Source organism: Pseudomonas sp. BP11-1-1, from assembly GCF_052112105.1.
Taxonomy (GTDB): Bacteria; Pseudomonadota; Gammaproteobacteria; order Pseudomonadales; family Pseudomonadaceae; genus Aquipseudomonas; species Aquipseudomonas alvandae.
Window position 1 is genome coordinate 1 of the sequence record NZ_JAUTYU010000005.1, and the last position, 11,437, is coordinate 11,437.

Consider the following 11,437-nt stretch of genomic DNA (forward strand, 5'->3'; position numbering starts at 1 on the left):
GGCGATGGGCGGTTGGGGGACGGGTAGTCACCGAAACACCAGAAACGGCTTACTGGATTTCGTGCGTATTCATCCGCCACCTACACTCCACCTGTTTGACTGACCGCTACCTTCCTTGGAAATCGCGCAATAAGGATTACGCACATGGATGTTGGATTGGCTCATGCAATCGAGGCCGCTGAAGGCGAGTATTTGTGTTCCCGCGTTGAGAGCTTGTTACGGATAAGTGGAAATCCTTTCGGTGCCCGCGTGTTTTTCAACGAAGCTTTTCCCTGCTTTCAAGTGAAAGCATCAGCCAGCCCGATGTTCAATCGCATCTACGGCGACAGTACCGACAGCCCCCAACAACTGTTGAGCTTGCTCATGGAATCAGCGGAATATTCGACCGTAACGCCTCTTATCGGGAAGACCTCGACGTTGAAGCAGTACGTTTTTGTAGGGGAGAGGCGATTAGAACGCCTGAAGGGGTGGACGCACCTGCAACTTGCGTGCGCCATCAAGGACGTGGTCTTGAGCCCCCACTCGTTTGAGGTCGAGGAGGCAACCTTACACACGCTTCCTGAGTTCGCAGCTGTGCATGCGAGCGGATTTCATACCAAGCCAGAGCATCGTCAGTTGAGTCAGGCCTCTTTTGCAGGGCTACTGTCAAATGATCGTCTGAAAATCTACGTCCTTAAAGCTGATGGAGATGTAGTTGCAGGAGCGTTGATGTACCTGGCCAGCAATGGGGTTGCCTACCTCGGGACGGCTGCCACCCGAAAAGATGCACGAGGCTTGGGCTACCATGGAGCCCTGATATCTCACCGGATAGAGCAAGCGAAGAAGCACGGGAGTTTGGTGGTCGCCGCAACGGCGCTTCCCAGCTCGCAAAGTCGCCGTAACTTGCAGCGCATGGGGCTGGCGGTATCTCACGTTCAAGCGCTTTATCGCTTGACGGATCGTTGAGGTATGCCAGTGCAGGAGCGTCTGCTTTTGGCCGATTCTGTTGAAAAAGTAGCTCCCCTATCTGACCTGCGGCAAAATTGCTTCATTGGCCGGTGGGGGATCACAGAGCATGATGGGACAGTTATCGAGTGGGCAGGAGCGGCTGTTTTACTCGTTCAACCTTGAAGATCACATCCCAGCCAATCATCTTCTGCGCAGCATTGATCAGTGTCTCGATCTGAGTGACCTGCGCCATTACCTCGCCGATTTCTATAGTCCGATTGGGCGTCCGTCGATTGATCCCGAACTGATGATCCGCATGCTGATCGTCGGCTACTGTCTATGGCATCCGCTCCGAACGACGGTTGTGCGAAGAGGCCCATTTGAACCTGGCGTATCGCTGGTTCTGCCGGTTGAGCCTTGAAGGTGAAGTGCCCAACCACTCGACCTTTTCCAAAAACCGACACGGCCGTTTTCGGGACAGCGATCTGTTTCGCTGGCTGTTCAATGAAGTGCTGCGTCGTTGCATGGACGCCGGCCTGGTCAAGGGCGAAGGCTTTGCCGTGGACGCCAGCATCATCAAAGCGGATGCCAGCCGGCAGCGCGGTGTACCGGGTGATGAACCGGTCAACTGGAGCGATCCGGCCCTGAGCACCCGCGCCGTGCGTGAGTATCTTGAGGCACTCGATGAAGAGGCTCTGGCCGAAACGCTACCGAAGCGCCTGTCGCTGACGGATCCTCAAGCCCGCTGGACCGCAGCTCCAGGCGGCCCAGCGTTCTACGCTTACTCCACGAATTATCTGATCGATACCGAGCACGGCGTGATCATGGATGTGGAACCCACACCGGCTCATCGAACCGCAGAAGTCGAGAGCACCAAGACGATGATCGATCGGGTCGAAGCGCAGTTCGACATTAAGCCGGAACGCCTCATTGGCGACACCGCTTACGGTACTGCGCCGATGCTGGCCTGGATGGTGGAGGAAAAAGACATCGAGCCGTATGTGCCGGTGTGGGACAAAACCGAGCGCAAGAACGACAGTTTTTCGAGTAACGATTTCCACTGGAATGAAGAGGCTGAGGAATACCGCTGCCCAGCCGGCAACGTATTACGCAGCGAATGGCGAGCCTTCAAGAACGAGCGTTCGCACGTCACCAAAGCCAACACCATCATCTTCCGATCCCGGCAGACCGACTGCGCTACGTGTCCGATGAAAGCCAAGTGCTGCCCGAACACTGCGTTCCGCAAGATCGCTCGCAGCGTCCATGAAGCCGCTCGCGATGTGGCTCGGCGCATTGCAGCAACGCCGGCATATCAGCGCTCTCGCCACGAACGTAAAAAGGTCGAAATGTTGTTTGCCCACCTCAAGCGCATCCTGAAATTGGATCGCCTGCGGCTACGTGGCATGAGTGGCGCGACGGATGAATTCACGCTGGCCGCTGCGGTGCAGAACCTGCGACGGCTGGCCAAATTTTCATCTCAAGGGCCACCAGTCGCGGGATAGGTGCGCCTGCACCAAGCAAAAAACCTCAAATTAACCCAATAACAGAGCAGCAAAGGTCACCGAAGGGCCGAAACACCACTCTATGTGGTGAGTAGGTTCTCCGGTGGTGGTCGTGCCTGAGTTCAGGCCATTTGAAAATCCGACTTTTTCAACAGAATCGGCCGCTTTCTGCCCTTGATACTCCTAGGATCCAAAGCGCAGAAAACGTCCAGAGAATCCATTCCAGCCGGTCATTTGGGCCAAAAAAACGGGCGTCTCCAACGCCCGTTCCCTCATCAACCCTCTGCCTTCTCCTGAAGCCGCCGTCCGATGACCTCCAACAAATCACACCCATCCCGCAAGGGGATGACCAACAACTGCGCAAAGTCCGATAACACAACCGTATCGCTACCAAGCTCAGCTCGAAACGCAATGTTTTCCAGAACCTGGGTCACCACTCGAATACGGTAATCAGCCGTAGCATGCAGAACATCAAGCGGTGCCTGACTATCAATCAACAGCGAAGCCGGTGAGCAGTCGATGCCGGTGATGGGGATGTATCTTTCCATGGGATTGCTCCGATCAGATTAATGGACTGATCCGATACTTAGGTCGCCAAACCTGACCGCCCTTCAAGGCGACGCAACGACTATAGTTCTCAGCCCGAACCTCGAACAGGTATCCGATTCCGAGAATTGCGTAGGAATCGTCATCACTCACTCCCAACGAACCCCCAACACAATCCCGTGCGCCTTGAACCCCTCAAGCGCCGCCATCCCCATTGGCATGATTTCCCGCACCGTCACCCCAGCCATCTCAGCCAACGCAACCAGATGCTCCCGCCCACTACGGCGATGCTCCATCAGCGATACCAACAACCCATAAGCCAGCGGCGCAAGGCGCGAAAATGTCACTTGCCCAGCGCGGCGCTGTAGCAGGACTAACGTCGGAGCCGCAGGTTTTTCACCCGGTTGATAATCCGGTCCGATGTCGCAGACCGGCCATTCATAGACATGCGCTTGCACAAGTTCCGACACCACGGGCGTGCCCACGATCAGATCGCCATAGGGTTTGTGCGAAGGCTCCACCGCGTCGCTCAGCAGCAGGGCGCTTTCGCTCCATTCGTGTTGGGCGAGTTCGGGCAGCCAGGGCGGGAGGTCGTCCAGGTCGGTGTGTTGTTCCAGGTAGGTGACGAACTCGCCGGCCAGTTTTGTGAACAGCGGCGTCTGGCAGCGGTAGTTGGCGTAGAAGTCGTGGACCAGCCATCGCCAGTCGGCGGGCGCCAGGGTTTGCTGGATGACCGGGAAGCTGGCGGCCAGCAGTGATTCGATGCTGCCGATGAACAGTTGGCGGTAGATGGCCAGGCGGCGGGCTTCGAGCCCGGGCGGTGGCGATTGGAGGGGGTTGCGCACGTAGCTGGCCATGCAGTTGAGTTGTTCAAGCAGTTGATCAGGCATGGCGGGCCTCCGGGATAACCGGGCAGGCGAGTTGCTGGAGCTGTTTGATCTGCCCGACTTCGGCGAACAGTTCCGACAAGGGCGGGAAGTTGAAGTCGCGCTCCAGTAGCGTCGGTACGGGGCCGAATCGTTGGTAGGTCTGGTGCAGCAGCGTCCACACGTCTGGCTTGACGGCGGCGCCGTGGGTGTCGATTTTCAGGTCGTCGGCTTCGTCGTAATGGCCGGCAACGTGCAGGTAGGTGACGCGTTGCGCGGGGAGGGCTGCCAGGAACTTCTCGGCGTCGTAACGGTGATTGATGGCATTGACGTAGAGGTTGTTGACGTCCAGCAGCAGGTCGCAGTCGGCTTCCACAAGCACCGCGTTGATGAAGTCGATTTCGCTCATGGCCTGGAAGGGCGCGGCGTAGTAGGAGATGTTTTCCACGGCGATGCGTTGGCCCAGCTCGTTCTGGGCCTGGCGTATGCGGGCGGCGACGTGGTGGACGGCTTCTTCGGTGAAGGGGATCGGCAAGAGGTCGTAGAGGTGACCGCTGTCGGAGCAGTAGCTCAGGTGTTCGCTGTAGATCGCCACGGCGTAGCGATCGAGAAATCGACGTGTGCCCCGCAGCAGGTCGAGGTCGAGGGATTGGGGGCCGCCGAGGGACAGCGACAGCCCATGGCAGGTGATGGGGTGCCGGGCGGCCAGTCGGTCCAGTTGTTCGGCGTAGACGCCGCCGACGCCGATCCAGTTGTCCGGGGCGCACTCGAGGAAATCCACGGCGCCCGGGGCCATCTCCAGCAGGTCGCCAAGCAGGGCGCGGCGCAGGCCGAGCCCGGCGCCGCTGGGGGAAGTGAAGGTATTCATCGCGGTTCTCCAGGGATGACCAAACCCTCCCGGCGTGCATGTCCAGGAGGGTCGGAGCGAAGGCGGTTATTCCTTGGCTTGGCTCATGCGGGTGAACAGCTCGGTTGGCACTTTCTTGCCGTTGGCCGTGTATTGGCCGGTGCGGTATTTGTAGGTTTCGGCCTCGGACAGGTAGCCGTCGTGGTTGCTGTCCATCTTTTCGAACTCGGCTTGCTGGGTCGGCGCGACGCTGAGGAATTCCTTCAGCGAGACGCGATCGTCATCGTCGGTGTCAGTGCGAGCGAAGGAGGCGTCGCCACATTTGCCTTCGCCGCACTTGCCTTCGGCAGCAGTGACTTTCTTGCTCGATTCGGCGGCACCGCATTTGCCTTCACCGCATTTGCCTTCAGAGGTCTTTTCCGCCGAGGCCAATTGATACCCCTGGGGCAGTGCTTCCACGGCGAAAGCGGACTGGGCCAGGCTCAAGCCGCCGGACAAAGCCAGGGCGGCGAGGGCGAGGCGAGCGGAGTTCGAGTTTTTTGTACGGGTCATGAATTTTCTCCAGATAAGAGCTGTGTGGCCCCTGGCAAACGTTGCGCGGGGCGTGTGCCGTGGCGGCGTCACGTTGCTTGCCCGGTGCTCGGCACGTCGGGTCGAAGCAAGGTGGGACTGCCTGTTCGGACGGGGCCATTTGGCGCTTGTCGTGTATCTGGGATGTGTCATGCCGCGGTGTGTTTGTATTGCTGTGTGTCGCGGATACAGAGCCCTGCAGAAGGGCGGCGCTCAGGTCAGATCATGCAAGTCCTTGCGCAGCGCCGGCCCGAGTGTCCAGTCGGAAAACGCCACTTTCAATCCACCTCGCTTGGGGCTACAGGCCATCGGGCCCACTTGGTAATGAGGTGCGACGATGAAGCGAGAGGTGATTCAGAAGAACGAGGGCTGCTGCGCAACCTAGCGGGAGCAAGCTCCCTCGCCACGGGATGGGTGTGTTGCTGACAGCAAAAGTTTGGCAGCCAGTCACTGGCCGAAGAATGGCTCAGCAAGCCCTGCAAATACTTGGACGGTCATGTGCCCTTGGAGCTGATCGACAATTCGATGGGCTTTCAGGTGGTAACGAATTACCTGAGCCGCATCGCGCATGGGGTTTATCAATGAGCCTCTGACTTCGTGTGTATTCACTTCTTGACCGAATAATCCGCACCCCACATCCGCACAGCACTGACCGCCTCGTTCATGCCTTCGAAAACGAATTTCTGCCGTACGGCGATTTTCGGTGGGACGGTGACTTCGTCGGGGTTGTCCAGGCCGGTGAGGCGGTTGGCGTAGCCTGCCTGGTCGATGGCGAGCAGGGCGCCTGTCTGCCCGAGGTTGATCAGGCGCAATTGGGTGTCGGTGCTGTTCTTGAAGCCGAGGGTGATGGTGACGCTTTCTTCGCTGGGCTCGAGCTTCAACACCTCGACGGTGATGCGGTCTTTCATCTGCTCGCCGGAGGAGATGATCGCAGCGCCGTCGGTGCCCTGGACCGACTCACGGCCATCGAGCACGCCTTCGCTCACACCGCCCAACAGGTTCTTACCGGCGGTGATGAAGGTCGAGACGGCGGATTTGGTTGAGTCCTTGATGACGCTCTCTGTCGGCTCGCCCTCGGCCAGGCACAGTGAGCTGATCAGGAGGCTGGAGACGAAGAGGGTGGCGCGTGACGGCAGAAGGGTCATACCTGGGGTCCTTGAAGGTGGCTTGCAGCATGCCCGTCAAATGGGCGTGCGGCATGATAGCGGTGATCATGGCGCACTTGTCCATTACTGGTTTCGCCGTTTGCCGGCTTTTTGCACTGATCCGCATTTTTCGCTTACAGGTGCGTCTGTAATGGTCTCAGTTCACACGCCACAATTCGGCCGTGCCGCAATGACTCTATTGGGAGAAAACTCATGGCGAAGATGGCGATTTTTCTGGGTGGTTTCCTGGCGTTGACGTTGCTGATTGGCGTGCTGGCGACGATCTCGCCTGTTTAAGGGGTTTTTCTGTGGCGAGGGGATTCATCCCCTCGCCACAACAGCTTTCACTCAAAGAAGAATGCGTCGATCACCGATGCAAGATCACCTGCGCGATCTCCAGCAGCGGCATCACCCGTTGCGCGGCGTTGAGCTTGATCGCTTCCTTGGGCATGCCAAACACCACGCAACTGGCTTCGTCCTGGGCGACGGTGGCGCTGCCGGCGTCGAGCATTTCCTTCAGGCCGCGGGCGCCGTCGTCGCCCATGCCGGTCATGATGATGCCCGTGGCGTTACGGCCGGCGAACTTGGCGACCGAGCGGAACAGCACATCCACTGAAGGGCGATGGCGATTGACCAGCGGGCCGTCCACCACCTGCACGTGATAGAACGCGCCGCTGCGGGTCACCATCATGTGTTTGCCGCCCGGGGCAATGAGCGCCAGGCCAGGGTGGATGCGGTCGTTGTTCTTCGCTTCGCGCACTTCGATCTGGCACAGGCTGTTGAGCCGGGCGGCAAAGGACGCGGTGAATTTTTCCGGCATGTGCTGGACGATGACGATGCCCGGACACACGCGTGGCAGGGCAGTCAGCACCGCTTCGAGCGCCTGGGTGCCGCCGGTGGACGTGCCCATGGCGACGATGCGCTCGGTGGTCTGGGCCATGGCGTGGCCGTTGGCGGCAGGCAACATGGCGTCGGCGGTGAGTTTGGTCGCGGGCGTCAGCGGGGCCGCCGGGGCAGTGCGTTTGCCCAGGTTGCGCACATTGACCTGGGCGGCGGCGCGGATGGCCGAGACCAGTTCCGGTGCCGAGTCCAACAGGAAGTTCTTCAAGCCGCTGGTGGGCTTGGTGATGATCTCCACCGCGCCGGCGGCCATGGCTTGCAGGGTGGTTTCCGCGCCCTTGGGCGTCAGCGACGAGCAGATCACCACCGGGGTCGGCCGTTCGCTCATGATTTTTTTCAGGAACGTGATGCCATCCATACGCGGCATCTCTACGTCCAGCACGATTACGTCGGGCCATTCCTTCGCCAGTTTGTCCATGGCGAAAATCGGGTCGGACGCGGCGCCGATGACATTGATGTCCGGGGTGTCACTGAGTATGGCCATCAACACCTGGCGGACCACGGCGGAGTCATCCACCAGCAATACGTTAATTTTTTTGCCTGACATGGTTAATGCAGGGTCCTTATTGGTTGGTGCCTGACCCAGACGTCGCCGGTGCAAAGGTCAAAAATGATACTGCGGTGGCCGGTGCTGCCCATGTCCTGGGCGATCAGGTCCAGGCGATAGAGGGCCGCCATTTCCAGTGCCGCGTTGACGTTCAACCGCGCCACGTCGCCGTAGGGCACATGGCGTTGCAATTCGGGAAACATCTCGCCGCCACCGAACAGCTTGAGTTGGTATTCCTCAGGCTCGGTGTGATGGGCCCGCGCCTTGCGGACGAACAGCTCGATGGCCTCATCGGCGTACAGCCCGTTCAGCGCCGTGGAACAACGCACGCGGCTGGGCAACATGAAGTGGCACATGCCGCCGATCTTGCGCTCTGGATGCCAGAGCGTAATCGCCACGCAAGAGCCGAGGATCGTGCGCAGCCGGGTCGGGCAGGTCGCAAAGCGAAACTCTCCCGGCCCCAGGTAGACCTCGGCGACTTGCTTGATCGCGGCGCTCATGGCTTGCGATAAATCGAAGGGGCCACCAGCTTCAACGCGTCGGAAACACCGTTGAGGCTCTCCGAATGGCTGACGATGAAATACCCGCCGCGCTTGAGCCGCGGGAGGAGCCGGGCGACCACTTTGCTTTTTGTGGGCTGGTCGAAATAGATCATCACGTTGCGCAGGAAAATCACGTCGAACTCCCCCAGCTCCGGAAGGGTGTCGTTGAGGTTGACCTGGATGAAGTTGACCCGGTTGCGCAACGCCCGGTCGATCAGCAAGGTGCCCTGCTGGCTGCCGGTGCCCTTGAGGCAATATTTCACCAGCAGCGAATGGGGCAGGTTGCGGGCGCGCTCCATCGGGTAATGCCCCGAACGGGCTTTTGCCAACACTTGCGTGCTGATGTCGGAACCGATGACCTCCCAAGGCGTGGTGCCCAGGCTTTCGGCCAGGGTCATGGCGAGGCTATAGGGTTCCTCGCCCGACGAACTGGCCGCACTCCACAGGCGAAAGGTCTTGCCCGGCGTCGTGTGGGGCAGCACGTGATCGCGAAGGAAGTCAAAGTGCTTGGGTTCGCGGAAGAAATAGGTCTCGTTGGTCGTAAGCAGGTCCAGCGCCACTTGCAATTCGTCGCTGCGCTGGCCGCTCATGATCAGCTTGAAATACTCGCCGTAGCTGTCCAGCTCATAGTGCTTGAGGCGCTTGAACAGGCGCCCGGCCACCAGGGCTTTCTTGGCCGGCGACAGATTGATGCCGGCCGCCTGGTACAACCAGGATTGGAACTGGCCGAACTCCCGGTCGGTGAGCGCCATCGAATTCACCGTGCGTTCCCTGCAAGTGTCTGTGCTCATGAGTCTGGCGCTTCCAACGCGGCGGGGCTGGCCTGGGCGAGTTCGGACATCTCATCGATGGACAGCACCCGGTCCACTTCCAGGACGATGACGAACTTGCCATCGACCTTGGCCATGCCACTGATGAAGTCGGCGCGGATCTTCGCGCCGAAACTCGGTGGCGGCTCGATCTGCGAAGCCGGGATTTCCAGCACCGCCGACACCGTGTCCACCAGCAGGCCAATGTCCTGGGCCAGCCCATCGGCACTGGCGGCCTCGATGATCACCACGCAACTGCGACGGCTGATGGTGGAGTTCGGCCGGCCGAAACGGGCCGACAGATCCACCACCGGCACGACCGCGCCGCGCAGGTTGATCACCCCGCGGACGAAGGCCGGCATCATCGGCACGACGGTGAGATTGCCGTATTCGATGATTTCCTTGATGCACAGGATGCCGATGGCGAACATCTCCGTGCCGAGCATGAACGTCAGGTACTGCGCTTCTTCCTCGACCGCGCTGGCGGTCTGACGTGTGGTCGCGATGGCGCCCATTGCCTTTCTCCTTTAAGCAAGCCTGTGGAACCGGGCCGTCAGAACCGGGTGAATTCCGATTCGTCCGGTGCGCTGGCCATGTTGTAGGCAAACGCCTTGGGCATCACCGGTGCCGGTGCCCGGCCCGGTTTACGGCTGGACGGGCCAGGGGTGTTATCGACCCGAGCGGCCTGGACGGCAGATTTCGGCGGCGTGTCCAAGGTGAAGAAGCTCATGGCCTGCTGCAGTTGTTCGGCCTGGCTGCTCATCTCCTCGGCGGTGGCGGCCAGTTCTTCGCTGCTGGAGGCGTTCTGCTGGGTCACTTGGTTGAGCTGGGTCATGGCGGTGTTGATCTGCGCCACGCCAGCAGCCTGTTCTTCGGACGCGGCGCTGATTTCCTGGACCAGGTCCGAGGTCTTGTTGATGGACGGAACCATCTCGTTGAGCAGGTTGCCGGCCTTCTCGGCCATGTCGACGCTGCTGGACGACAGCTCGCCGATTTCCTGTGCCGCGACCTGGCTACGCTCGGCCAGTTTGCGGACTTCGGCGGCGACCACCGCGAAGCCTTTGCCGTGTTCGCCGGCGCGGGCTGCTTCGATGGCGGCGTTGAGCGCCAGCAGGTTGGTCTGGTAGGCGATGTCGTCGATGATGCTGATGCGCTGGGCGATTTTCTTCATCGCCACCACGGTCTGCTGCACCGATTCGCCACCGTCGGTGGCTTCCTTGGCGGCCTTGCTGGCCATGCCGTCGGTGACCTTGGCGTTCTCGGTGTTCTGGTTGATGCTGGCGCTCATCTGCTCGATGGACGCGCTGGTTTCCTCGACGCTGGCCGCCTGTTCGCTGGTGGCTTGGCTCATCGACTGCGCGGTGGCGCTGACTTCTTCGGAAGCGCTGGCGAGGTTGTCCGCTGCGTTGCGCACTTCACCGATGATGTGCGACAGCTTGCCGACCATGTTCTGCATGGCGTTGAGCACCATGCCGGTTTCGTCTTTCGAGCCACCTTCGATCTTCGCGTTCAGGTTGCCTTCGGCCAGTTGTTCGGCAACGACGGCGGCTTGTTTCAGCGGACGGGAAATGATGCGCGAGATGAACAGCGCCAGGCCCAGGCCCACCAGCAAAGCAACAGCCAGCACGGCGATGATTGACAGGCGCGCGTTCTCATACAGCTTGGTGCCGTGCGCACTGGCGACGTCAGCGCCGGCCGCGTTGAGCTCGACAAGCTTTTGCAAGTCGCCGGTCACCAGGTCGAACTGACGCTTGGACTCGCCCTTGAGCAGTGCCATGGCTTGCTCTGCCTGGTTTTGCCGCGACAGTGCGAAGAGGTCTTTGCTGGTGACCAGATAAGCAGCCCAATCATTGCGAGTGGTTTCGAATAGCTGGCGGTCCTCGGCGCTGGAGAGCAATTTTTCATAAGTGCCCAGACGGGTCTCGAAAGCCTTCTTGGCTTCGTCGGCTTCTTGTTCCAGGGTTACGCGTTCCTGCTCGGAGTCCGCGGCGATGTGGCGGTTTTCCTTGAGGCGATAGCTCGCGGCAAAGAAACGCATGCCCGAGGCCGCGCGCATGGACGGCATCCAGTTTTCACGAATGTCCAGAGCGGTGCCGTTCACCTGGCCCAACTGGATGATCGAGAACACGCCCATGACGGCGGTCAGCGCCAACACCACAAGGAAGGAAGTGATCAGTTTGGTGGCGATTCTAAGGTCGTAGAACCATTTCATTGGGGAATACCTCTCCATGGAGTG

Annotated in this window: 11 protein-coding genes and 2 pseudogenes; 3 read left to right on the forward strand and 10 right to left on the reverse strand. The window is 60.0% G+C overall.

The annotated features are described in order from the left end of the window. The first annotated feature begins 144 nt into the window (after positions 1-144). Positions 145-945, forward strand: coding sequence for a GNAT family N-acetyltransferase (locus Q7C33_RS12420; protein WP_258650534.1), 801 nt, complete (start codon positions 145-147; stop codon positions 943-945). A 109-nt stretch (positions 946-1,054) separates the two neighbouring features. Continuing rightward, positions 1,055-2,429: pseudogene (locus tag Q7C33_RS12425) on the forward strand (transposase). A gap of 275 nt (positions 2,430-2,704) precedes the next feature. Here Q7C33_RS12425 and Q7C33_RS12430 read toward each other — a convergent pair. The 4 genes from Q7C33_RS12430 to Q7C33_RS12445 all read right to left on the reverse strand — a co-directional run bounded on the left by Q7C33_RS12430 (position 2,705) and on the right by Q7C33_RS12445 (position 5,240). Then, entirely contained in the window at positions 2,705-2,977 is a 273-nt protein-coding gene (locus Q7C33_RS12430) for a hypothetical protein (RefSeq protein WP_258650536.1), read from the reverse strand. A 147-nt stretch (positions 2,978-3,124) separates the two neighbouring features. Then, positions 3,125-3,865, reverse strand: a complete 741-nt coding sequence (locus Q7C33_RS12435; RefSeq protein WP_407683469.1) for an HvfC family RiPP maturation protein — start codon at positions 3,863-3,865, stop codon at positions 3,125-3,127. Then, a complete protein-coding gene (locus Q7C33_RS12440) occupies positions 3,858-4,709 on the reverse strand; it encodes an HvfB family MNIO-type RiPP peptide maturase (protein ID WP_407683470.1) in 852 nt (283 codons plus the stop codon). The genes Q7C33_RS12435 and Q7C33_RS12440 overlap by 8 nt, the downstream gene beginning before the upstream one ends. 66 nt (positions 4,710-4,775) lie before the next feature. Continuing rightward, the gene (locus Q7C33_RS12445) at positions 4,776-5,240 is read right to left on the reverse strand and encodes an HvfA family oxazolone/thioamide-modified RiPP metallophore (RefSeq protein WP_258650544.1); all 465 of its coding nucleotides are present in this window, start codon (positions 5,238-5,240) and stop codon (positions 4,776-4,778) included. Positions 5,241-5,693: 453 nt separating this feature from the next. On the opposite strand from Q7C33_RS12445, the pseudogene Q7C33_RS12450 reads away from it, so the two are divergent. Further along, positions 5,694-5,843: pseudogene (locus Q7C33_RS12450) on the forward strand (antitoxin Xre/MbcA/ParS toxin-binding domain-containing protein); the annotation flags it as partial. A 20-nt stretch (positions 5,844-5,863) separates the two neighbouring features. On the opposite strand, the gene Q7C33_RS12455 reads toward Q7C33_RS12450, so the two are convergent. From Q7C33_RS12455 to Q7C33_RS12480, 6 genes are all read right to left on the reverse strand, one after another. Further along, positions 5,864-6,403 (reverse strand): hypothetical protein, encoded by a 540-nt coding sequence (locus Q7C33_RS12455; RefSeq protein ID WP_334597402.1) that lies wholly within the window; start codon positions 6,401-6,403, stop codon positions 5,864-5,866. A 367-nt stretch (positions 6,404-6,770) separates the two neighbouring features. Then, positions 6,771-7,850: a protein-glutamate methylesterase/protein-glutamine glutaminase gene (locus Q7C33_RS12460; RefSeq protein WP_030142249.1), complete on the reverse strand. Its 1,080-nt coding sequence runs from the start codon at positions 7,848-7,850 to the stop codon at positions 6,771-6,773. A gap of 2 nt (positions 7,851-7,852) precedes the next feature. Next, positions 7,853-8,350, reverse strand: coding sequence for a chemoreceptor glutamine deamidase CheD (gene cheD / locus Q7C33_RS12465; protein ID WP_030142248.1), 498 nt, complete (start codon positions 8,348-8,350; stop codon positions 7,853-7,855). Further along, entirely contained in the window at positions 8,347-9,183 is an 837-nt protein-coding gene (locus tag Q7C33_RS12470; protein WP_407683471.1) for a CheR family methyltransferase, read from the reverse strand. The genes cheD and Q7C33_RS12470 overlap by 4 nt, the downstream gene beginning before the upstream one ends. Next, positions 9,180-9,716: a chemotaxis protein CheW gene (locus Q7C33_RS12475; RefSeq protein ID WP_030142246.1), complete on the reverse strand. Its 537-nt coding sequence runs from the start codon at positions 9,714-9,716 to the stop codon at positions 9,180-9,182. Before Q7C33_RS12475 ends, Q7C33_RS12470 begins: the two co-directional genes overlap by 4 nt. Positions 9,717-9,754: 38 nt before the next feature. Continuing rightward, a complete protein-coding gene (locus tag Q7C33_RS12480; RefSeq protein ID WP_030142245.1) occupies positions 9,755-11,413 on the reverse strand; it encodes a methyl-accepting chemotaxis protein in 1,659 nt (552 codons plus the stop codon). Positions 11,414-11,437 lie beyond the last annotated feature (24 nt).